Genomic DNA, 21726 nt, shown 5'->3' on the forward strand with positions numbered 1-21726 from the left:
CCTTAATGCCCGGTCCGTAGCGTTGTCCCCGGAAACGGACGCCGCACGAGCATTCCCGGCACGGCGGTCCAGCCCACCTAACAAGGAGAACAGCACATGTTCCAGACACCCGAGGAAGTCCTCACGTTCATCAAGGACGAGGAGATCGTCTTCGTCGACGTCCGGTTCACGGACATGCCCGGCGTGCAGCAGCACTTCAACCTCCCCGCCAAGTCCGTGGACGACGACTTCTTCGAGCACGGGCAGCTGTTCGACGGCTCCTCCATCCGGGGCTTCCAGGGCATCGCCGAGTCCGACATGCAGCTCATCCCGGACCCGACGTCGGCCTTCGTGGACCCGTTCCGCGTCGAGAAGACCCTCGTGGTCACCTGCTCGATCGTGAACCCCCGCACCGGGGAGCCCTACCACCGCGACCCCCGCGGCGTCGCCGAGCGCGCCGAGGCGTACATGGCGTCGACCGGCATCGCGGACGTCGCCAACTTCGCCTCCGAGGCCGAGTTCTTCATCTTCGAGGACGTCCGCTACGACATCCAGCCGCAGGGCTCCTTCTACGCCATCGACTCCGACGAGGCCGCCTGGAACACCGGGCGCAAGGAGGAGGGCGGCAACCTGGGCAACAAGACCGCCACCAAGGGCGGCTACTTCCCGGTCTCCCCGGTCGACAAGCAGGCCGACCTGCGCGACGCGATGTGCGTGGCCCTGGACGAGGTGGGCCTCGAGGTCGAGCGCTCCCACCACGAGGTGGGCGCTCCCGGTCAGGCCGAGATCAACTACAAGTTCAGCACCCTCACCCGGGCGGCCGACGACCTGCAGAAGTTCAAGTACGTCATCAAGAACACCGCGGACGCCTTCGGCAAGTCGGCCACGTTCATGCCCAAGCCCGTCTACAACGACAACGGCTCCGGGATGCACTGCCACCAGTCCCTGTGGAAGGGCAGCGAGCCGCTGTTCTACGACGAGAAGGGCTACGCGGGCCTGTCCGACATCGCCCGCTGGTACATCGGCGGCCTCCTGGAGCACTCCTCGGCCGTGCTAGCCTTCACCAATCCGACGGTGAACTCCTACCGCCGCCTGGTCAAGGGCTTCGAGGCGCCGGTCAACATGGTGTACTCGCAGGGCAACCGCTCCGCCGGCATCCGCATCCCGATCACGGGCACCAACCCGAAGGCCAAGCGCCTCGAGTTCCGCGCCCCGGACCCCTCGTGCAACCCGTACCTGGCGTTCGCCGCCCAGCTGATGGCGGGCCTCGACGGCATCCGCAACCGCATCGAGCCGGCCGACCCGATCGACAAGGACCTCTACGAGCTGCCCGCCGAGGAGGCCAAGGACATCAAGAAGGCCCCGGCCTCGCTCGAGGAGGCGCTGCTGGCCCTCGAGGCGGACCACGAGTTCCTGCTCGCCGGTGACGTCTTCACCGAGGACACCATCCAGTCCTGGATCGAGTACAAGCGCGAGTTCGAGCTCAAGCCGCTGTCCGTGGTCCCGCACCCGCTGGAGTTCTCGATGTACTACGGCGTCTGAGCCACAGATTCGACCGTTGCACGGGGAAGGCCCCGGACCCCACGAAGGGGTCCGGGGCCTTCCCCGTGCCGCCGACAGTCCGACGACGACACCGTCGGTGGCCGCCGACGATGGCAGTCATCAGTGGCCGTAGAAGAGCCGCTCGAACACGGCGCGGGCCTTGCGGGTGGTGCGCAGGTAGTCCTCCTCGAGCCGGCCGGCGCAACCGTGGGGGTACCCGCACCAGCGGGCCACCGCCTCGAGGTCGGCCCGCTTGGCGGGCAGGGCGTCGGAGCGGCGCCCGGTCCGCAGGACGTTGCCGTTGCGCACCGCCGTGGCCAGCCGCCACGCGGCGGACAGGGCCAGGGCGTCCTCGGCGCTCACGAGACCGGCCTCCTCGGCGGCGTGCAGGGCCAACAAGGTGTTCGTGGTCCGCAGCCCCTGGATCCGGTGCCCGTGCTGGAGCTGCAGCGTCTGGACGAGCCACTCGACGTCCGAGAGCCCGCCGCGGCCCAGCTTCAGGTGCCGGGCCGGGTCCGCGCCGCGCGGCATCCGCTCGTTCTCCACGCGGGCCTTCATCCGCCGGATCTCCAGCAGCTGGCGCTCCGTGAACTCCGCCGGGTAGCGCAGCGGGTCCACGACCCGCCGGAACGCGTCGGCCAGCTCGTCGCTGCCGGCCAGGGGCAGCGCCCGGGTGAGCGCCTGGAACTCCCAGGTCTGCGCCCACCGGGCGTAGTACTCGGCGTAGGACTCGACGGAGCGCACCATGGGCCCCTGCTTGCCCTCGGGGCGCAGGTCGTTGTCGATCTCCAGCACGCGCTCCGCCACGATGGGCGGCGTGCAGGGCGCCTTGAGCAGCTGCACCATCCGCTGCAGCAGGGTCTCGGCCTGCTCCCGGGCCGCGGCGGGGTCCGCGTCCCCCACCGGGGCGTAGACGTACATGACGTCGGCGTCGGAGCCGTAGCCGATCTCCCGCCCGCCCTGCCGGCCCATCGCGACGACGAGGACGTCGGCGAGCCGGCCGGCCCGGTCGTAGACCTCCCGCTCGGCCACGTGCAGGGCGCCCAGGATGCAGACCCGGTCGATGTCGGACAGCGCCGCCACGACCTGCTCGACGTCGAGCAGTCCGGAGGTGTCCGCGAGCGCGACGCGCAGCTCCTCGCGGCGGCGGATGAGGCGGATCATCCGCACGGCCTCCCCGGGGTCGGGGTGACGGGCCATCTGGGCGCGGATCTCGCTCCACAGCGTCTCGAAGGACACCGGGCACAGCTCGTCGTCCTGGCCGAGCCAGGCGGTCGCCTCCGGAGAGTTCTCCAGCAGGTCGGTGACGTACCGGGAGCTGGAGAGGATCTGGCACAGGCGTTCGGCGGCGGCGTTCGAGTCGCGGAGCAGGCGCAGGAACCATGGGGTGGTCCCGAGGGACTCGGAGAGCCGCCGGAAGCCCAGCAGCCCGGCGTCGGCGTCGACGCCGTCGGCCAGCCAGGCCAGGAGCACGGGCAGCAGGGTGCGCAGGATCTCGGCCCGCCGGCTGACGCCGCGGGTGAGCGCCTCGATGTGGCGCACGGCGGCCTTCGGGTCCCGGTAGCCGAGCGCGGCGAGCCGGTCCCGCACCGACTCCGCCGAGAGCTGGGTGTCGGTCTCGGGCAGGTGGGCGAGCGCGGCCAGCAGCGGCCGGTAGAAGATCCGCTCGTGCATCCCCCGGACGCTGCGCTTGACCTTGCGCCACTCCTCGAGCAGCGAGTCGCCGGAGGGGCGGGCGGTGTCCGCGGCGCCGCGCAGGGAGCGGGCAATGACCGTGAGCTCCTGCTCGCCCCGCGGCATGAGGTGGGTGCGGCGCAGCCGGAACAGCTGGATGCGGTGCTCCAGGAGGCGCAGCCAGCGGTAGTGGGCGGAGAACTGCTCGCTGTCCCGGCGGCCGATGTAGCCGCCCTCGGAGAGCGCGGCCAGGGACTCGGTCGTGGCCTGGGTCCGGACCCGCTCGTCCGTGCGCCCGTGCACCAGCTGGAGGAGCTGGACGGTGAACTCGACGTCGCGCAGCCCGCCGGGGCCCAGCTTGATCTGGCGCTCGCCCTCGGCGGCCGGGATGTTGTCGGTGACCCGCCGGCGCATGGCCTGCACGGACTCGACGAAGCCCTCGCGCCCGGAGCTGCGCCACACGAACGGCTCGATGGCCTTGCGGTAGGCCGCCCCGAGCTCCGGGTCCCCGGCCACGGGCCGGGCCTTGAGCAGGGCCTGGAACTCCCAGGACTCGGCCCACCGTTCGTAGTAGCGCACGTGCGAGTCCAGGGTGCGCACGAGCGGCCCGTCCTTGCCCTCGGGCCGGAGGTTGGCGTCCACCTCCCACAGCGGGGGCTCCGCGCCGCGGGCCATGAGCGCCCGGGCGGTGCCCGTGGCGAGGGCCGTGGCGATGACGGTGGCCTCCGCCCCGTCCAGGGGCTCCGCGCCGTCCGGGTCCTCGACGGCCATGACGTGGACGACGTCGACGTCGGAGATGTAGTTGAGCTCCCGGGCGCCGCACTTGCCCATCCCGATCACGGCGAGCCGCACCCGGTCGACGGTCTCGGGGGCCCAGGTCCCCGCCGCCTCCGCCCGGGAGACGGCGAGCGCCCCCTCGAGGGCCGCGGCGGCCAGGTCGGCGAGCTGGCGGCCCACCGCGGGCATGTGGTCGGCGGGGTAGAGGGCCCCGACGTCCCGGATCGCGATGCGCGTCAGCTCCCGCCGGTAGGCCGCGCGCAGGGCGCTGCAGGCGGCGTCACCGGTCCCGGAGGCCACCGGGGTCCGGGCGGCGGGGTCCGCGCCGACCGCCGTCAGCAGCGCGTCGCGGAACTGCTCGCCGGGGATCTCCGCCGGCTCGGCGGCGGCGGGCTCCGCGAGCAGGTCCAGGTGCTCGGGGCGCCGGAGCAGGAACTCCCCGAGCGCCTCGGAGGAGCCCAGTAGCCGGAACATGGCCTCGGAGGCCTCAGGGCCGGCGTTGATCCGCTCGGCGAGCTCCGGGGAGCCCTCGAGGAGCCGGACGGTGAGCCGCAGGGCGACATCGGGCGAGGCCGCCAGGGCCAGACCCTCCAGCAGCCGGTCGAGGTCGACCTCGGCGAGCTCCGGGAAGCCGAGCCAGCGCTGGGCGTTGCCCGTGTCCGCGAAGCCGACCTTGATGAGACGGCCGGACGGGACGGTGCCCGCCGGGGCCGCGGACTGGGGAGGGTGTGTCATGGGACGGTCCGTCCGGGGTCAGAGGATGCCGAGGTTGTTCTTGAGCTCGAAGTGCGTGACGACCCGGCGGTAGTCGTTCCAGTCGCGGCGCTTGTTGCGCAGGAAGTAGTCGTAGACCTGCTCCCCGAGCAGCTCGGCCATGAACTCCGACTCCTCGGTCTCCCGGATGGCGTCGTACAGGCTCGAGGGCAGCGGGTTGTGGCCGAGGGCGCGGCGCTCCGCGGAGCTCATCGCCGCGACGTCGTCCAGCTCCACGGGCGGGAGCTCGTACTCGTTCTCGATGCCCCGCAGACCCGCGGCCAGCAGCGCGGCGTAGGAGAGGTAGGGGTTCGTGGCGGAGTCGATGCCGCGGTACTCGATGCGCGCGGCCTGCACCTTGTCCGGCTTGGACAGGGGCACCCGCACGAGCGCGGAGCGGTTGTTGTGGCCCCAGGACTGGTAGGAGGGGGCCTCTCCCCCGCCCCACAGCCGCTTGTAGGAGTTGACGAACTGGTTGGTCACCGACGTGAACTCGGGGGCGTGACGCAGGATGCCGGCGATGAAGTGCCCGGCCGTGCGGGAGAGGCGGAACTCGGACCCGGCCTCGAAGAAGGCGTTGGTGTCCCCCTCGAAGAGCGAGAAGTGGGTGTGCATGCCGGAGCCGGGGTGCTCGGTGAACGGCTTGGGCATGAAGGTCGCGTACAGCCCCTGCGAGAGCGCGACCTCCTTGATGACCGTGCGGAACGTCATGATGTTGTCGGCCGTCTGCAGGGCGTCGGCGTAGCGCAGGTCGATCTCGTTCTGCCCGGGGCCGGCCTCGTGGTGGGAGAACTCAACGGAGATCCCGACGGCCTCCAGCATGTTCACGGCCTTGCGCCGGAAGTCCTGCACCACGCCGCCCGGCACGTGGTCGAAGTACCCCTCGTGGTCCACGGGCGTGGGCCGGCCCTCGGCGTCGAGGTCCGCGGACTTCAGCAGGTAGAACTCGATCTCCGGCGCCGTGTAGCAGGTGAAGCCCATGTCCGAGGCCTTCTCCAGGACCCGCTTGAGCACCCCGCGCGGGTCCGAGGACGAGGGCTCGCCGTCCGGGGTGAGGATGTTGCAGAACATCCGGGCGGTGGGCTCCGTCTCGCTGCGCCAGGGCAGGATCTGGAACGTGGACGGGTCCGGCTGCAGGAGCATGTCCGCCTCGGAGACCCGCGACAGGCCCTCGATGGAGGAGCCGTCGAAGCCGAGCCCCTCCTCGAAGGCCGCCTCGACCTCGGCGGGGGCCAGGGCCACCGACTTGAGGCTCCCGACGACGTCCGTGAACCACATGCGCACGAAGCGCACGTCGCGCTCCTCGATGGTCCTGAGGACGAACTCCTGCTGACGGTCCATGGTTGTCTTCCTCGTCTTCCTGCCCGGGAGTGCTGTGCCGCCCGGGCACGCCTGCTGTCCCGCCCACTCTAACGCGCTGTCCCGCCGCGCCCGCCGGACCGGACGGCGCGGACGGGCGCGCCCGATAGGGTGGGGCCATGACCCAGGAGACACCCCGTCCGGCACCGGGCGCGCTGGACGTGCGCCGGGTGCGCACGCACCACCTGCGCGAGGCCAAGCGCCGTGACGAGAAGTTCACGATGCTCACGTGCTACGACGCCCTGACGGCGGCGATCTTCGACGCGGCCGGCGTCGACTCGCTGCTGGTCGGGGACTCCGCGGGCAACAACGTCCTGGGCCACTCCAGCACCCTGCCCGTCACCGTGGACGAGCTGCTGCCGATGTGCCGTGCCGTGTCCGGCGCCGTCGAGCGCGCGTTCGTGGTGGTGGACCTGCCCTTCGGCTCCTACGAGGCCTCCCCCGAGCAGGCGGTGGCCACCGCGGTGCGCTTCCTCAAGGAGGGCGGCGCGCACGCGGTGAAGCTCGAGGGCGGGGCGTGGTTCGCCCCCCACGTCCGGGCCATGGTCCAGGCCGGGGTGCCCGTCGTGGCCCACATCGGCTTCACCCCGCAGAGCGAGCACGCCCTGGGCGGGTACCGGGTGCAGGGGCGCGGCGACGCCGCGCGCACGCTCGTGGAGGACGCCCGCGCCCTCGAGGCCGCCGGGGCCTTCTGCCTGGTGATGGAGATGGTCCCGGCGGAGGCCGCCGCGGCCGTGGACGCCGCCCTGGAGATCCCGACCGTGGGCATCGGGGCCGGGCCCGCGACCACCGGCCAGGTGCTCGTGTGGCAGGACATGCTGGGGCTGCGCCGGGGCCGGATGCCGCGCTTCGTCCGGCAGTACGCGGACCTGCACGGGGTGGTCTCCGACGCCGTGGGCCGCTACGTCGAGGACGTGCGCTCGGGGGCCTTCCCGGCCCCGGAGCACGGCTTCTGAGCCGCCGCGCCCGGCGCACCGTTCCGGGGCGCCCCGGCCGTCGGGGTGCTGCGCCCGCGGCGGATCAGCCCTCCTCGAAGGCGCGGTCCTCCTCGTCCCACTGCCGGGTGCGCTCCGCGGCGAGCTTCAGCGCGTTCTGCGCCTCCTCGCGCGTGGCGTAGGGCCCGAGCAGCTTGCGGTAGTCCGACTGCGGGCCCTCCTCGACCTGGTGGGTGTAGGTGTTGAACCAGTACTCGGCCATGACCTCTCCTCTCGACGGCCGCCGGGCCCCGGTGACCGGACCGGCCCCGTGCCCGGCGCGCTAGGGTAGATCCTAGGCCCGGACCGGCCCGGACGGGGCCGGCCCACCCGATCCAGGAGGTCCAGACCCCCGTGCCCACGCACAACCTCACCGCTCCCGCCCCCGGCGGCACCGCCCCCGTCGGCGCCCTCGCCCCCGGCGCCGTGACCCCCGGCCGGCCCGTGCCGGCGTCCATCCCCCGCCCCGAGTACGTGGGCCGGGCGGAGCCGGACGAGGGCCGCGGCGGCGACGTCTACACCCCGGACGAGATCGAGCTCATCCGCGCGGCGGGCCGGATCGCGGCGCGCGCCCTGCAGGAGGCCGGCCGGGCCGCCGTGCCGGGCACGACCACGGACGAGCTCGACCGGATCGCCCACGAGTACCTGTGCGACCACGGGGCCTACCCCTCCTGCCTGGGGTACCGGGGCTTCCCCAAGTCCATCTGCACGTCCCTCAACGAGGTGATCTGCCACGGCATCCCCGACTCCACGGTGCTGGAGGAGGGCGACATCATCAACCTGGACGTCACGGCCTACAAGGACGGCTTCCACGGCGACACCAACCGGATGTTCCTGGTGGGCGAGGTCGACGAGCAGTCCCGCCTGCTGGTCGAGCGCACCGAGGAGGCCCTGAACCGGGCCGTCAAGGCCGTCCGCCCGGGCCGGGAGATCAATGTCATCGGCCGCGTCATCGAGAAGTACGCCCGGCGCTTCGACTACGGCGTGGTGCGGGACTTCACCGGCCACGGGGTGGGCCGGGAGTTCCACTCCGGGCTGATCGTCCCCCACTACGACGCCGCGCCGTCCTACTCCACCCCGATGGTCCCGGGCATGGTCTTCACGATCGAGCCCATGCTGACCCTGGGCACGATCCAGTGGGAGCAGTGGGACGACGACTGGACCGTGACCACGCGCGACCGGCGGCGCAGCGCGCAGTTCGAGCACACCATGGCCGTCACCGAGGACGGGGTGGACGTCCTCACCCTTCCGTAGGCCCTGCCGTAGACTGCCCACTGATCATCCGACCACGGCCCCACGAGAGGACCGCCCCATGACCACACCAGACCGCGACGTCGCCGCCGTCCCGAACCGCCGCGTCATCGGCATCGACTTCGGCGGCACCGGGACCAAGGGCGGGATCGTGGACCTCGACACGGGCGAGCTCGTCGGCGAGCGCTTCCGGATCGCCACGCCCCGCCCGGCCACCCCCGAGAAGGTCGCGGAGGTGATGCAGCAGATCGTCGCGGAGCTGCAGTCCCGTCCCGAGGCTCCCGCCCCCGACTCGCCCGTGGGCATCGTCTTCCCGGCGATCATCAAGGAGGGCGTGGCCCTGTCCGCGGCGAACATCGACAAGTCCTGGATCGGCACGGACGTCGACGGCCTCATGACCGAACGGCTCGGCCGTCCGGTCGAGGCCCTCAACGACGCCGACGCCGCGGGGCTGGCCGAGGCCGTCTACGGCGCCGGACGGGGCGTCAAGGGTCTGGTCATCGTGATCACCCTGGGCACCGGGATCGGCTCCGCCCTGATCCTCAACGGCAAGCTCGTCCCGAACGCCGAGCTGGGGCACCTGGAGATCGACGGCCACGACGCCGAGACGAAGGCGTCCGCCGCCGCGCGCGAGCGCGAGGACATGCCGTGGAAGAAGTGGGCGACCACCCGCCTGCAGCGCTACTTCAGCCACGTGGAGTTCCTGTTCTCGCCCAACCTGTTCGTGGTCGGCGGCGGGGTGTCGAAGAAGGCGGAGAAGTTCCTCCCCTTCATCGAGCTGCGCACGCCCGTGAAGGTCGCCGAGCTCCGCAACAACGCCGGGATCGTGGGCGCCGCCCTGTGGGCCGGCATCCCGCACGCGCCCGAGAGCTGAGCCCGGTCCGACGACGACGCCCGGTCACCTTCGCGAGGAGGTGACCGGGCGGCGTCGTGACCGGGCGGGAACGATCCGGCCGGGGGCAGAAAAAAACCCGCCGGGGGCCGCGGCTTCCCCTCCGCAGCCCCCGGCGGGAGCTTGTTGTGGACCCCACTCTACGGTCCTCATCCGGCCTGCGGCAAGGGACACGCCGGGACGTGGCGGCCGGAGCCGGTGCACCGCACGGGCGGGTCGTCAGAGCAGCCTCGGCTGGGACACGCCCTCGAGGCCCTTGCCCCGCGGCCGCCGGCCGCTGCGCTTCCGGGCGGCGCCGATGGGCTCCACGGTGGCGGGGATGGTCTGCTGCCCGGTCTGCTCGGCCTGCTGCCGGCGCAGGAGGTCGATCGCCTCCTCGAAGTCCCCCAGGCCGTCGAAGGCCTGGTAGACGCTGGCGAAGCGCAGGTACGCCACGACGTCCAGCCGGCGGAGCGGGGCCAGGATCGCGAGCCCCACCTCGTGCGCCTCGATCTCCGCGGCGCCCAGCGCCCGGATCGTCTCCTCGACCTCCTGGGCGAGCATCGCGAGGTCGTCCTCGCTCACCGGCCGCCCCTGGCAGGCCTTGCGCACCCCGTTGACGATCTTCTGCCGGTCGAAGGGCTCGGTGACGCCCGAGCGCTTGATGACCGAGATGGTCGTGGTCTCGAGCGTGGTGAAGCGCCGGCCGCACTCGGAGCACTGGCGGCGGCGGCGGATCGCCGTCCCGTCGTCCGTGGTGCGGCTGTCGACGACGCGGGAGTCGGTGTGACGGCAGAACGGGCAGTGCACGGTCGGATCAGCTCCCGGTGCGGATCGTGATGGCCCGGCCGTGCGCGGGCAGGTCCTCGGAGCGCGCGACGGCCACGATGTCCTCCCCGATCACGGCGAGCGCGTCCTGGGTGTACTCGACGATCTGCACCGCCTTCATGAAGGCGGTGGTGGACAGGCCCTGGGCGTGCACCGCCGTCCCGCCCGTGGGCAGCACGTGGTTCGAGCCCGCCGCGTAGTCGCCGAGCGGGACGGGGCTGTAGGGCCCCAGGAAGATCGCCCCCGCGTTGCGCACCCGGGCGGCGACCTCCTGCGGGTCGGCGGTGTGGATCTCGAGGTGCTCGGCGGCGTAGGCGTCGGCCACGGCGATCGAGGAGTCGAGGTCGTCGGTGAGCACGATCCCGGACTGCGGCCCGGACAGGGCGGTGGTGATCCGCTCCCGGTGCTTCGCCTCGGGGACCTGGACGGCGAGCTCCGCGGCGACCCGCTCGGCGAGCCCGGGCGAGTGGGTGATCAGCACCGCGCCGGCGGCGGGGTCGTGCTCGGCCTGGGAGATCAGGTCGGCGGCCACGTAGGCCGGCACGGCGGTGTCGTCGGCCAGCACGGCGATCTCGGTGGTCCCCGCCTCGGCGTCCACGCCGACCACGGAGCGGAGCAGGCGCTTGGCGGTGGCGACGTAGACGTTGCCCGGACCGGTCACGGTGTCGACCGGCTCGAGGACGTCGTCGCCGTCCGTGACCCCGTGGGCCATGGCGGCCAGCGACTGGGCGCCGCCGATGGCCCAGACCTCGTCCACCCCGAGCAGCCCGGCGGCCGCGAGGATCGTGGGGTGCGGCAGGCCCCCGAACTCCTTCTGCGGCGGGCTGCACAGCACCACGGAGCCGACCCCGGCCGCCTGGGCCGGGACGACGTTCATGACCACGGACGAGGGGTAGACGGCCAGCCCGCCGGGCACGTAGAGCCCCGCTCGGCGCAGGGGCGTCCACCGGTGCACGAGCACGGCGCCGGGCGCCACCTCGACGCGGGCGTCGGCCGGGCGCTGCGCCTGCGCGAAGGCCCGGGTGCGCTCGATGGCGGTCTCCAGGCCCCGGCGCACGGCCGGGTCCAGCTCGTCGACGGCCCGCCGGATCTCCGCCGGGTCGACGCGCAGCCGGTCCTGGGCCACGCCGTCGAAGCGCTGCGCGTAGCGGCGCAGGGCGACGGCGCCCTCGGTGCGGACCGCGGCGATGATCTCCTCCACGGCCTGCTGCGCCGAGGCGAGCGACGTGGCGCTCTGCCGGGGCACTGCCGCCCGCAGATCGGACCAGGACAGGTGCCGGCCGCGCAGGTCGATCGTTCGCAGGACGGGAGTCGTGGTCGTCTCAGCAGTAGTCACGCTCTCCATGGTATTCCACCGCGGCGCCCGGCCGGGTGCCGGGCCTTGCGCTCCGCCGCCCGGTGGGCTACACCTCCAGGCAGGTCGGGCCGAGCAGCACCTTGAGGTCCCCGAACAGCGCCGGTGAGGGGTTCACCCGCAGATCGGGGCCCAGGCGCAGGACCTGCACCTTCTGGCGGGTCTCGAGGTGGATGCGCACCTCGGAGTCCCCGCGGTGGTTGCGCAGCACCGCGCCGATCTCCTTGACCGTCTCCTCCGTGGCGCGGAACTCGGGCAGGGCGATCAGCACGGGGCCGCTGTGCCCGTCCGCCGAGAGCTCCGGCACGGTGAGCTCCTGCGCGGAGATCGTCACCGACCCGTCGTCCCGGCGCTGCAGCCGGCCCTTGATCACACAGATGAGGTCCTCCGCGAGCACGCCCGCGATGGGGGCGTAGGCCTTGCCGAAGAACATGATCTCGATCGAGCCCGTCCGGTCCTCGAGCTCCACCCGCGCGTAGGCGTTGCCCGAGGTCTTGGCGATCCGCCGGGACAGGGAGGTGATCATGCCCGCCACGGTCACCACGGCTCCGTCGGGCCGGCCGTCCTCGCCGAGCAGCGGCTGGATCGAGGTGTCGGCGTACTGCCCGAGCGCCTCGTCGAGGCCGCGCAGCGGGTGGTCGGAGACGTACAGGCCGAGCATCTCGCGCTCGAAGGCCAGCAAGTCCTTGCGCTCCCACTCGGGCACGTCCGGCACCGCGACGGTCAGCGACGTCGAGGGGTCCTCGTCGTCCAGCCCCATGCCCCCGAAGAGGTCGAACTGCCCCGCCGCCTCCTGGCGCTTGACGGCGACCGTGGCGTCCACGGCCTCCTCGTGGCAGAGCACGAGTCCGCGCCGGGTGTGGCCCAGCCGGTCGAAGGCACCGGCCTTGACCAGGGACTCGATGGTGCGCTTGTTGCACACCACGGCGGGGACCTTCGCGAGGAAGTCGTTGAAGGAGGTGAAGGCGCCGTGCTCCTCCCGGGCCTCGACCATCGCGCTGACCACGTTGGCGCCCACGTTGCGCACCGCGCCCATCCCGAAGCGGATGTCGGTGCCCACCGGGGTGAAGTTCAGCGCGGACTCGTTGACGTCCGGGGGCAGCACGGTGATGCCCATCCGGCGGCACTCGGTGAGGTACAGGGCGAGCTTGTCCTTGTCGTCGCCCACCGAGGTGAGCAGCGCGGCCATGTACTCGGCCGGGTAGTGCGCCTTGAGGTAGGCCGTCCAGTAGGAGACGAGGCCGTAGGCGGCGGAGTGGGCCTTGTTGAACGCGTAGTCCGAGAAGGGCAGGAGGATGTCCCACAGGGCCTTGATCGCGGCCTCCGAGTAGCCGCGCTCCACCATGCCGCCGTGGAAGCCCTCGTACTGCTTGTCCAGCTCCGACTTCTTCTTCTTGCCCATGGCGCGGCGGAGGATGTCCGCCTGGCCGAGCGTGAAGCCCGCGACCTTCTGGGCGATCGCCATGACCTGCTCCTGGTAGACGATCAGGCCGTAGGTCGTGTTGAGGATCTCCGCGAGCGGCTCCTCGAGCTCGGGGTGGATCGGGGTGATCTCCTGCTGGCCGGTCTTGCGCAGCGCGTAGTTCGTGTGCGAGTTCGCGCCCATGGGCCCCGGACGGTACAGCGCGATGACCGCGGAGATGTCCTCGAAGTTGTCGGGGCGCATGAGCTTGAGCAACTGGCGCATGGGCCCGCCGTCGAGCTGGAACACCCCGAGGGTGTCGCCGCGGGCCAGCAGCTCGTAGGACTCGGCGTCGTCGAGCAGGAGGTTCTCGAGGTCGAGGACGAACCCGTCCTGGTTCAGCGTGATGTTCTCGATCGCGTCGGAGATGATCGTGAGGTTGCGCAGCCCCAGGAAGTCCATCTTGATCAGCCCGAGCCCCTCGGAGGTGGGGTAGTCGAACTGGGTGATGACCTGCCCGTCCTGCTCGCGGCGCATGATCGGGATGATGTCGATCAGCGGGTCCGAGGACATGATGACGCCCGCCGCGTGCACCCCCCACTGCCGCTTGAGCCCCTCGAGGCCCTCGGCGGTGTCGAAGATCTTCTTCGCCTCCGGGTCCTGGGCGAGGATCTCGCGCAGCTCGTCGGCCTCCCCGTAGCGCTTGGCGCTCTCGTCGTAGACGTCCTTGAGGGAGATGCCCTTGCCCATGACGTCCGGCGGCATGGCCTTGGTCAGCTTCTCCCCCATCGAGAAGGGGTAGCCGAGCACGCGCGAGGAGTCCTTGAGCGCCTGCTTGGCCTTGATGGTGCCGTAGGTGACGATCATGGCCACGCGCTCGTCGCCGTACTTCTCGGTGACGTAGTGGATCACCTCGGAGCGGCGGCGGTCGTCGAAGTCGACGTCGAAGTCGGGCATGGAGACGCGGTCCGGGTTGAGGAAGCGCTCGAAGATCAGGCCGTGCTCCAGCGGGTTCAGCTCGGTGATGCGCATGGCGTACGCGACCATCGAGCCGGCCCCGGAGCCGCGGCCCGGGCCCACCCGGATCCCGTTGTTCTTGGCCCAGTTGATGAAGTCGGCCACCACCAGGAAGTACCCGGGGAAGCCCATCTGCAGGATGATGCCCTTCTCGTAGTCCGCCTGCCGCTGGACGTCCTCGGGGATCCCGCCGGGGAAGCGGTGGTGCAGGCCCCGCTGCACCTCCTCGACGAACCAGGACTCCTCGTCGTGGCCCTCGGGGGTCGGGAAGCGGGGCATGTAGTTCGCGGAGGTGTCGAACTCGACGTTGCACCGCTCCGCGATCTCCAGGGTGTTGTCGCACGCCTCGGGGAAGTCCCGGAACAGCTCCCGCATCTCCGCCGGGGACTTCAGGTAGAACTCGTCGGCGTCGAACTTGAACCGCTTCGGGTCCGCCAGCGTCGAGCCGGACTGCACGCACAGCAGGGCGGCGTGGGACTTCGCGTCCTCGGCGTGGGTGTAGTGCAGGTCGTTGGTGGCCACGAGCGGCAGCTGCAGGTCCTTGGCGAGCTTGAGCAGGTCGCCGGTGACCCGCTTCTCGATCCCCAGGCCGTGGTCCATGAGCTCGCAGTAGTAGTTCTCGGCGCCGAAGATGTCGCGGAACTCCGCCGCGGCCTGCCGCGCCTCCTGGTACTGGCCCAGGCGCAGACGGGTCTGCACCTCGCCGGAGGGGCAGCCGGTGGTCGCGATGAGGCCCTTGCCGTAGGTATTCAGCAGCTCGCGGTCCATGCGCGGCTTGTACAGCTGGCCCTCCAGGGACGCCAGGGACGAGGCGCGGAACAGGTTCTGCATGCCCTGGGTGGTCTCCGCGAGCAGCGTCATGTGCGTGTAGGCGCCGCCGCCCGAGACGTCGTCCCGGCCGCCGTCGGCGAACTTCACGCGGGTGCGGTCGGAGCGGGCGGTGCCCGGCGTCAGGTAGGCCTCCACGCCGATGATGGGCTTGATCCCCGCGTTGCGGGCCTTGTTCCAGAAGTCGAAGGCCCCGAAGACGAAGCCGTGGTCGGTCGTCGCCAGGGAGGACATCCCCAGTTCGTGGCAGGCCTCGAAGAGGTCGTCCAGGCGTGCCGCACCGTCGAGCATCGAGTACTCGGTGTGCACATGGAGGTGGGTGAAGCTGTTCTTGCCGGTCGCCGTCGTCACCCGACCAGTGTAGTGGTCCGCACCGACCGCTCCGCCCCGCCGGGGCCGTCCCGCGACGGCCGGCTCCCCCGGCCGGGGCCGCTCCGCCGGGTCAGGCGGGACCGCCGTCGCGCAGCGTCTCGAGGGCGAAGGAGAGGTCCGGCGGGTACGGGCTCTCGTACTCGACGGGCTCCCCCGTGCCGGGGTGCTCGAAGCCCAGGCGCTTGGCGTGCAGCCACTGCCGGGTGAGCCCGAGGCCGGCCGACAGCGCGGGGTCCGCGCCGTAGGTGAGGTCCCCGCAGCACGGGTGGCGCAGCGCGGAGAAGTGCACGCGGATCTGGTGGGTGCGGCCGGTCTCCAGGTGCACCTCCACGAGCGCCGCCCGGCCGAAGGCCTCCAGGACCTCGTAGTGGGTGATCGACGCGCGGCCGCCGTCGACCACGGCGAAGCGCCAGTCGTAGCCGGGGTGGCGCCCGATCGGCGCGTCGATCGTCCCGCGCAGCGGGTCCGGGAGGCCCTGCACCACCGTGTGGTAGACCTTCGTGACCGTCCGGTCCTTGAAGGCGCGCTTGAGCGCGGTGTACGCGCGCTCGGTGCGGGCCACGACCATCAGCCCGGACGTGCCGACGTCGAGCCGGTGCACCACACCGGCCCGTTCGGGGGCGCCGGAAGTGCTCACGGTGACGCCCGCGCCCGCCAGGGCCCCGACCACGGTCGGTCCCTTCCAGCCCGGCGAGGGGTGCGCGGCGACGCCGGGCGGCTTGTCGATCACCACGATGTCGTCGTCCAGGTGCACCACGCGGAAGTCCTCGACCAGCTGGGGCACGATCCGGGCCGGGTCCTCGGGGACGGGCACGTGCACGGTGAGGGTCTGCGAGGCCTCGACCCGGAAGGACTTGGCGACGGGCCGGTCGCGGTGCAGCACGCGGCCCTCGGCGCAGAGCACGGCGGCCGCGGAGCGGGAGAGCCCGGTGAGGGCGGCCACGGCGGCGTCCGCGCGCTGGCCCTCGAGCTCGGGCGGCACGGTGAAGCGCTCCTGCACGTGCTCCTCGGGCTCAGCCACGGGTGCCCTCCTCCTCCGGCGAGGCCTCGACCCGCTGCGCGTCCGGGGCGCCCGCGCCCGTGCGGGTGCCGTCGAGCTCCCGGCCGAGCAGCGTCAGGAGCACCACGAGGGAGACCCCCACGACCACCCCGCAGTCGGCGATGTTGAAGATCGCGAAGCGCGGCACGGCGATGAAGTCCACCACGTGGCCCATCCCCGAGCCGGGCTCCCGCAGGAGCCGGTCGGTCAGGTTGCCGAGGGCGCCGCCGAGGACGAGCCCCAGGGCCAGGGCCCACGCGGCCGAGCGGACACGGCGGAGGGTGAGCACGATGAGGACGGAGACGACCACCATGACCAGGGTGAAGACCCAGGTGATGTTCTCCCCCAGGGAGAACGCGGCGCCGGGGTTGCGGATGAACTGCCACCACAGCAGTCCCTCGACCACCGGCGTCCGCTGGCCGAGCTCCATGGTCGCGACGACCCACCACTTGGTGAGCTGGTCCGCGGCGTACACCAGCAGCGCGGCGGCCGCGGCGAGGAGGAGGACGCCCCGCGGGGTCCGGCGGTCGGGTGCTCCGGCGGGGACTTCGGGGGACTCGCTCATGCTCTCCTCGGGTGGCGGGGCGGGGATCGGGCTCACCCCGGGGTGGCGGGGCGGCGGGGACGTCGGCCCCGTTCCATGGTGCCACGTCCGCCCGGGAGCCATCCGCCCCGGGGGCGCCCCTCCAGGGGCGGCCCGGGGCGGACGACGACGGAGGGACCGGCACGTGGCCGGTCCCTCCGCGGGGTGCGCGTCGCGGTGCGGCGGCTAGGCCTGCTCGGACCGGACCGGGGCGGCGGCGCCGTCCGCGGCCGGTGCGGGCTCGAGGGACGGGGTGGTGTCCAGGTCCTGCAGCTGGTCCTGGATGTACGCCTTGAGGTTGGTGCGGTAGTCCTGCTCGAAGGCGCGCAGCCCCGAGACGCGGGCCTGCAGCTCGGCCTGCTCCTCCTGGAGGGCCGTGAGGGTCTCCTCGCGCGTGCGCTGGGCGTCCGTGACGAGCTCCTCGGCCCGCTCGCGGGCCTCGCCGACGATCCGGTCCCGCTCGGCGGTGCCCTCGGCGACGTACTCGTCGTGCAGCTTCTGGGCCATCGCCAGGACTCCGGCCGCGGACTGCGCCGCGCCGGAGGTGGGCGCGGTCTCCGCGGGGACGGTCTCGGCGGCTCCGGTGCTGGCCGCGGCGGGAGAGGTCCGCTCCACCGCCTCCTGCGGCGCACCGCCGGCGACCGGGGCGGGGGCCTCGACGGTCTCCCCAGCGGTCTCTCCGGCGGTGTCCTCGGCGACCGGGAGGCCGGGCTCGGAGACGGGCGACGGCGCGGAGTCCTTGGGCGCGACGGGCTGCCCGGCGGCCTCGAGCTGCTGCTTGAGGTCGGTGTTCTCCTGGTTCAGGCGGCGCAGCTCCACGACGATCTCGTCGAGGAAGTCGTCGACCTCGTCCTGGTCGTAGCCCTCCCGGAACTTGGTGGGCTGGAACCGCTTGTTGATGACGTCTTCGGGCGTCAGAGCCATGGGTGCATTCCTTCGTGGGCGGAGCGCGGGCGCGGCCCGCGGCGGGGGATCCGTCCGACCGGGGCCGGGGCGGCGCGGTGGCCGGCGCCCGGTGGTCGTGCGGTTACAGCGTACAGGCCGGTCCCCGGCGGGCCGGGTCCGACAGGCGCCGGGCCGGACCGGCACTGCGTCAGACCGGCACTGCGTCAGACCAGCATCGAGCCGATGATGCCCTGGACGATGCTGACGGCGAAGATGAGGATGAGGAACCCGAGGTCCAGCGACACCCCGCCGAAGCGCAGGGGCGGCACGATCCGCCGGAGCCACCGCATCGGCGGGTCGGTGACGGTGTACACGGCGGAGGCCCCGACGAGGGCGGCTCCGCGGGGCCGCCAGTTGCGGGCGAACATCTGCACCCAGTCGAGCACGAGGCGCGCGAGCAGCGCGACGTACACGAGGTGCAGTGCCAGGTACAGCACGGAGAGCAACAGGTCCATCGGTCCGCCTCAGTCCTCCTGGTGGTCGTCGGTCTCGTCCTCGCCGCCGGCGGGGTGCCCGACGACCTCCACGTAGGACGGGGTGAGCAGGAAGACCTTGCCGGTCACCCGTTCGATGGAGCCGTGCAGGGCGAAGACCAGGCCTGCGGAGAAGTCCACCAGGCGCTTGGCCTCGGCGTCGCCCATGTCGCTGACGTTCATGATGACGGGCGTGCCCTCGCGGAAGGCCTCGCCGATGGACTTCGCGTCGTTGTAGGAGCGGGGGTGGACCGTGGTGATCGTGCGCAAGGTCGAGCTGTCCTCTCGAGAGCTGGAGGGGGCGCGTTTGATGGGGGTGACCGGCGCCCGGTACTCGGCCGACCGGCGCGGCACGGCCACTGCGGTGGACTCGTGGGCGCGGGCCTCGCGCGGCTCCTCGCGGACCGCGGCGGTGGGCTGGTGCTCCTGGCGGGACGGCGTCGGCTCGTCGTAGTCCTCGTCCGTCTCGGCGAGGCCGAGATAGATCATGGTGCGGCGCAACGCTCCGGCCATGGTGCTCTCCTTGACTGTCTGTGCGGATATCGGCGGTGGGGGGAGTTCCGGGATCCTCGGACCGCCCTGCGCCCGTGGTGCTGCCCGGAACGCGGTACGGCCCTGGCCCCGCGGGGCCGTCCTCCAAGCTATCCTACGGGCGCCCGGGGCCCGAGGATATCGGAGCCGACGCGCACGTGCGTGGCTCCCCGGGCGACCGCCTCCTCGAGGTCCTGGCTCATGCCCGCGGACACGGCCGTGGCCTCCGGGAGGGACCGCCGCAGCCGCTGCGAGAGCTCCTGGAGGCGGTCGAAGGCGGGCCCCGGGGGCGCCCCCAGCGGGGCGACGGCCATGAGGCCCCCGGCCCGCAGCCCCTCGGTGCCGGCGATCTGCTCGGCGAGCCCGACGACGTCCTCGGGGCGGGCGCCGCCGCGGCGCTCCTCGGCGTCCAGGGACACCTGGACGAGGCACGTCAGGTCCTGCTCGGCGCACGGCCCGGGGGCCGCGTCCCCGGCCGCCACGGCCTCCCGGTGCCGCTGCACCGCCTTGCCGAGGGCCGTGACCAGGGAGGCCCGGTCCACGGAGTGCACCCACCCCGCGTAGCGCACCACCGACTTCGCCTTGTTGGACTGGAGCTGGCCCACGAAGTGCCAGGTGAGGGGTCCGTCCACGAGCCCGGCCACCTCCCGCGCCTTGGCGGCGGCCTCCTGGTCCCGGTTCTCCCCCACGTCCCGGACGCCGAGCCGGTGCAGCCGGGCCACGTCCGCGGCCGGGAAGAACTTCGTCACGGCGACCAGCACGGGCTCCTCGGCCGCCCCGCTCCCCCGCGCCGCGGCCGCGATCCGGGCACGCACCCGGTCGAGGGACCGGGCGAGCTCCAGGGTCCGCGGATCGTCGCCGCCGAGGGCGGCGGCCGGGTCGGCGCTCACGCGGCGTCCTCCCCGCGGGGACCCGAGCGCCAGACGAGGCCGACGATGCGGCCGGAGCCGGGGTCCCTGCGGTGCGAGGACAGCCGCTCGTTCTCGAGGGTGCAGGAGGGGCCGGCCCCCGACGGCTCGACGACGCCGACCCCGAGGGCGGTCAGCCGCTCCCGGGCCCCGGCGCGCAGGTCGAGGGCAGGGGTGCCCCAGGACGTCGTGGCGGCCACCGCGGGGATCCGCTCCGCGGACTCCTCGCGCATGGCGGCCGGCACTTCGTAGCAGCTGCCGCAGATCGAGGGGCCGAGCCAGGCCGACAGCCCGCTCGCGCCCCGGGCCCGCAGCTGCTCGACGGCGCGCTCGAGCACGCCCTCGAGCAGGCCGCGGCGCCCGGCGTGCGCCACGCCCGTGAGCGGGCCGCGGGGCCCCTCCCCGACCAGCACGACGGGCACGCAGTCGGCGACCATCACGGCCAGCGGCACGCCCGTCGCCGTGACCGCGGCGTCCGCGGTCGGCACGGCCGGCCGGTCGTGCCGGTCCGCGTCGGCCACGTCGGTGCCGTGCACCTGGTCGAGGAACACCAGGGAGCCCCCGGGCACGCCGATCGACCGCTCGAGCGCGGCCCGGCGGGCCCGCACCGCCTCCGGGTCGTCGCCCGTGTGCAGGGCGAGGTTGCCCGCGCCGCGGTCCGTGAACGCCACCCGGACGCCCTGCCCGACGTCGTCCTGCCACCAGAGCACCGGGTCCTCCTGTCGTTGCTCGTCGTGTCTCGTCGTGCCGCCGGAGGAACCGGCGGCGGGGCTTAACGCGCCCTGGGGGCGGACGCGGGTCCACCGCGTCCGCCCCCAGGGGGCCGGACTCACTTCAGGAAGTCGGGGAAGTCCAGGGAGTCCTTGCGCCCGGAGCCCGCCCCGGCGCCGGCCTCCGCCTCGGCGGGCAGGTCGACGTCGAAGCCGGCGTCGTCGGGCACGTCGTCGTTCTGCACCGGCTGCGCCCACCGCTGCGAGGTGGAGGGCTGGGCGAAGGACGGGGTCCCGCCGCGCTGCGGGGCACGGCCCACGCCGGCGGGCTGACCGGCTCCGGACCCGAAGGCCGCGCGCGTGGTCGCCGCCTGCTGGGCGGCCGCGTTGGTGTTGTTCGCGTTGGTCTCCGGGCTCACCGAGTCGAAGCCCGCGGCGATGACCGTGACGCGGGCCTGGTCGCCCAGGGCGTCGTCGATGACCGCGCCGAAGATGATGTTCGCCTCGGGGTGGGCGACCTCCTGGACCAGGCGGGCGGCCTCGTTGATCTCGAACAGCCCGAGGTCGGAGCCGCCCTGGATGGACAGGAGCACGCCGTGGGCACCGTCGATCGAGGCCTCGAGCAGCGGCGACGCGATCGCCAGCTCGGCCGCCTTCACGGCACGGTCCTCGCCCTGCGCGGCGCCGATGCCCATGAGCGCCGAGCCGGCGCCCTGCATCACGGACTTCACGTCGGCGAAGTCGAGGTTGATCAGGCCCGGGGTGGTGATCAGGTCCGTGATGCCCTGCACGCCGGAGAGCAGCACCTGGTCCGCGGACTTGAAGGCGTCCAGCATGGACACGTTGCGGTCGGAGATGGACAGCAGCCGGTCGTTGGGGATCACGATGAGGGTGTCGACCTCGTCGCGCAGCGTCTCGATCCCGTTCTCCGCCTGGTTGGACCGGCGGCGGCCCTCGAAGGTGAACGGGCGGGTGACGACACCGATGGTCAGGGCGCCCAGGGAGCGGGCGATGCGGGCGACCACGGGGGCGCCGCCGGTGCCGGTGCCGCCGCCCTCGCCGGCGGTCACGAAGACCATGTCGGCCCCCTTGAGGACCTCCTCGATCTCCTCGTGGTGGTCCTCCGCCGCCTGGCGGCCGACATCGGGGTTGGCGCCGGCGCCCAGGCCGCGCGTGAGCTCGCGCCCGACGTCGAGCTTGACGTCGGCGTCGCTCATCAGCAGGGCCTGCGCGTCCGTGTTGATCGCGATGAACTCGACGCCGCGCAGCCCCTCCTCGATCATCCGGTTGACGGCGTTGACGCCGCCGCCGCCGATTCCGACGACCTTGATGACGGCCAAGTAGTTCTGGGGGGTGGAGGAGTCCATGGGTACCTAACTGGAGATGGTTCGGGTCGGGGATGGCGAGCCGTTTCTCAACCTTCTATCGAAGGTCGAATCTCATGCCGTCAGCTGCTCCCCGGCGGGTTCGATGTCGGGGTCAAGCCTAACAACGACGGGGACCACCTGCACGACAAGCCATACCGCTTTCGACACTTTTCGCCAAAACCGCAGGTC

Annotated in this window: 18 protein-coding genes; 4 read left to right on the top strand and 14 right to left on the bottom strand. The window is 72.6% G+C overall.

The annotated features are described in order from the left end of the window. Positions 1–96: 96 nt before the first annotated feature. Positions 97–1521, top strand: a complete 1425-nt coding sequence (gene glnA / locus EQG70_RS11130; RefSeq protein ID WP_017834149.1) for a type I glutamate--ammonia ligase — start codon at positions 97–99, stop codon at positions 1519–1521. Positions 1522–1641: 120 nt separating this feature from the next. Here glnA (EQG70_RS11130) and EQG70_RS11135 read toward each other — a convergent pair whose 3' ends face one another. Both EQG70_RS11135 and glnA (EQG70_RS11140) read right to left on the bottom strand, forming a co-directional pair. Beyond that, positions 1642–4707 carry a bifunctional [glutamine synthetase] adenylyltransferase/[glutamine synthetase]-adenylyl-L-tyrosine phosphorylase gene (locus tag EQG70_RS11135; protein WP_109268759.1) on the bottom strand — a complete coding sequence of 1022 codons (3066 nt, stop codon included), beginning with the start codon at positions 4705–4707 and terminating at the stop codon, positions 1642–1644. An 18-nt stretch (positions 4708–4725) separates the two neighbouring features. Beyond that, positions 4726–6066: a type I glutamate--ammonia ligase gene (gene glnA / locus EQG70_RS11140; RefSeq protein ID WP_017834147.1), complete on the bottom strand. Its 1341-nt coding sequence runs from the start codon at positions 6064–6066 to the stop codon at positions 4726–4728. A gap of 137 nt (positions 6067–6203) precedes the next feature. Here glnA (EQG70_RS11140) and panB point away from each other — a divergent pair, with 137 nt between their 5' ends. Further along, positions 6204–7040 (top strand): 3-methyl-2-oxobutanoate hydroxymethyltransferase, encoded by an 837-nt coding sequence (gene panB / locus EQG70_RS11145; protein WP_095651555.1) that lies wholly within the window; start codon positions 6204–6206, stop codon positions 7038–7040. 64 nt (positions 7041–7104) lie between these two features. On the opposite strand, the gene EQG70_RS11150 is transcribed toward panB, so the two are convergent. Further along, complete coding sequence (locus tag EQG70_RS11150) at positions 7105–7281, bottom strand: SPOR domain-containing protein (protein WP_017834145.1); 177 nt, start codon at positions 7279–7281, stop codon at positions 7105–7107. Between the two features lie 131 nt (positions 7282–7412). Here EQG70_RS11150 and map point away from each other — a divergent pair, with 131 nt between their 5' ends. Both map and ppgK read left to right on the top strand, forming a co-directional pair. Continuing rightward, complete coding sequence (map, locus tag EQG70_RS11155) at positions 7413–8312, top strand: type I methionyl aminopeptidase (protein WP_109268758.1); 900 nt, start codon at positions 7413–7415, stop codon at positions 8310–8312. A 58-nt stretch (positions 8313–8370) separates the two neighbouring features. Then, positions 8371–9183 carry a polyphosphate--glucose phosphotransferase gene (ppgK, locus tag EQG70_RS11160; RefSeq protein ID WP_017834143.1) on the top strand — a complete coding sequence of 271 codons (813 nt, stop codon included), beginning with the start codon at positions 8371–8373 and terminating at the stop codon, positions 9181–9183. A gap of 237 nt (positions 9184–9420) precedes the next feature. Here ppgK and nrdR read toward each other — a convergent pair whose 3' ends face one another. The 11 genes from nrdR to ftsZ all read right to left on the bottom strand — a co-directional run bounded on the left by nrdR (position 9421) and on the right by ftsZ (position 21537). Beyond that, positions 9421–9990 carry a transcriptional regulator NrdR gene (gene nrdR, locus EQG70_RS11165; RefSeq protein ID WP_081994156.1) on the bottom strand — a complete coding sequence of 190 codons (570 nt, stop codon included), beginning with the start codon at positions 9988–9990 and terminating at the stop codon, positions 9421–9423. 7 nt (positions 9991–9997) lie between these two features. After that, on the bottom strand, positions 9998–11353 hold the full coding sequence (hisD, locus tag EQG70_RS11170; protein WP_109268757.1) for a histidinol dehydrogenase: 1356 nt from the start codon (positions 11351–11353) through the stop codon (positions 9998–10000). 58 nt (positions 11354–11411) lie between these two features. Next, positions 11412–14960 (bottom strand): DNA polymerase III subunit alpha, encoded by a 3549-nt coding sequence (dnaE, locus tag EQG70_RS11175; protein ID WP_017833675.1) that lies wholly within the window; start codon positions 14958–14960, stop codon positions 11412–11414. Positions 14961–15051: 91 nt separating this feature from the next. Next, positions 15052–16002, bottom strand: coding sequence for an RluA family pseudouridine synthase (locus EQG70_RS11180; RefSeq protein WP_017833676.1), 951 nt, complete (start codon positions 16000–16002; stop codon positions 15052–15054). Beyond that, entirely contained in the window at positions 15995–16585 is a 591-nt protein-coding gene (gene lspA, locus EQG70_RS11185; protein WP_017833677.1) for a signal peptidase II, read from the bottom strand. The genes EQG70_RS11180 and lspA overlap by 8 nt, the downstream gene beginning before the upstream one ends. Positions 16586–16789: 204 nt before the next feature. Further along, positions 16790–17527 carry a DivIVA domain-containing protein gene (locus EQG70_RS11190; RefSeq protein ID WP_109268756.1) on the bottom strand — a complete coding sequence of 246 codons (738 nt, stop codon included), beginning with the start codon at positions 17525–17527 and terminating at the stop codon, positions 16790–16792. 185 nt (positions 17528–17712) lie between these two features. Further along, a complete protein-coding gene (locus EQG70_RS11195) occupies positions 17713–18003 on the bottom strand; it encodes a YggT family protein (RefSeq protein ID WP_017833679.1) in 291 nt (96 codons plus the stop codon). Positions 18004–18012: 9 nt separating this feature from the next. Continuing rightward, a complete protein-coding gene (locus EQG70_RS11200; RefSeq protein WP_017833680.1) occupies positions 18013–18534 on the bottom strand; it encodes a cell division protein SepF in 522 nt (173 codons plus the stop codon). 128 nt (positions 18535–18662) lie between these two features. Continuing rightward, on the bottom strand, positions 18663–19442 hold the full coding sequence (locus tag EQG70_RS11205) for a YggS family pyridoxal phosphate-dependent enzyme (protein ID WP_109268755.1): 780 nt from the start codon (positions 19440–19442) through the stop codon (positions 18663–18665). Beyond that, positions 19439–20170: a purine nucleoside phosphorylase YfiH/LACC1 family protein gene (locus EQG70_RS11210; RefSeq protein ID WP_109268754.1), complete on the bottom strand. Its 732-nt coding sequence runs from the start codon at positions 20168–20170 to the stop codon at positions 19439–19441. Before EQG70_RS11210 ends, EQG70_RS11205 begins: the two co-directional genes overlap by 4 nt. 119 nt (positions 20171–20289) lie before the next feature. Continuing rightward, positions 20290–21537 (bottom strand): cell division protein FtsZ, encoded by a 1248-nt coding sequence (gene ftsZ, locus EQG70_RS11215; RefSeq protein ID WP_035924051.1) that lies wholly within the window; start codon positions 21535–21537, stop codon positions 20290–20292. Positions 21538–21726: the final 189 nt, after the last annotated feature.

The organism is Kocuria rosea (assembly GCF_006094695.1).
GTDB lineage: Bacteria > Actinomycetota > Actinomycetes > Actinomycetales > Micrococcaceae > Kocuria > Kocuria rosea.

Excerpts from the sequence above, each read along its gene's own strand:
- glnA (WP_017834149.1), top strand. The coding sequence starts at position 97 with ATGTTCCAGACACCCGAGGAAGTCCTCACGTTCATCAAGGACGAGGAG.
- EQG70_RS11135 (WP_109268759.1), bottom strand. The coding sequence starts at position 4,707 with ATGACACACCCTCCCCAGTCCGCGGCCCCGGCGGGCACCGTCCCGTCC.
- glnA (WP_017834147.1), bottom strand. The coding sequence starts at position 6,066 with ATGGACCGTCAGCAGGAGTTCGTCCTCAGGACCATCGAGGAGCGCGAC.
- panB (WP_095651555.1), top strand. The coding sequence starts at position 6,204 with ATGACCCAGGAGACACCCCGTCCGGCACCGGGCGCGCTGGACGTGCGC.
- EQG70_RS11150 (WP_017834145.1), bottom strand. The coding sequence starts at position 7,281 with ATGGCCGAGTACTGGTTCAACACCTACACCCACCAGGTCGAGGAGGGC.
- ppgK (WP_017834143.1), top strand. The coding sequence starts at position 8,371 with ATGACCACACCAGACCGCGACGTCGCCGCCGTCCCGAACCGCCGCGTC.
- hisD (WP_109268757.1), bottom strand. The coding sequence starts at position 11,353 with ATGGAGAGCGTGACTACTGCTGAGACGACCACGACTCCCGTCCTGCGA.
- lspA (WP_017833677.1), bottom strand. The coding sequence starts at position 16,585 with ATGAGCGAGTCCCCCGAAGTCCCCGCCGGAGCACCCGACCGCCGGACC.
- EQG70_RS11190 (WP_109268756.1), bottom strand. The coding sequence starts at position 17,527 with ATGGCTCTGACGCCCGAAGACGTCATCAACAAGCGGTTCCAGCCCACC.
- EQG70_RS11195 (WP_017833679.1), bottom strand. The coding sequence starts at position 18,003 with ATGGACCTGTTGCTCTCCGTGCTGTACCTGGCACTGCACCTCGTGTAC.
- EQG70_RS11200 (WP_017833680.1), bottom strand. The coding sequence starts at position 18,534 with ATGGCCGGAGCGTTGCGCCGCACCATGATCTATCTCGGCCTCGCCGAG.
- ftsZ (WP_035924051.1), bottom strand. The coding sequence starts at position 21,537 with ATGGACTCCTCCACCCCCCAGAACTACTTGGCCGTCATCAAGGTCGTC.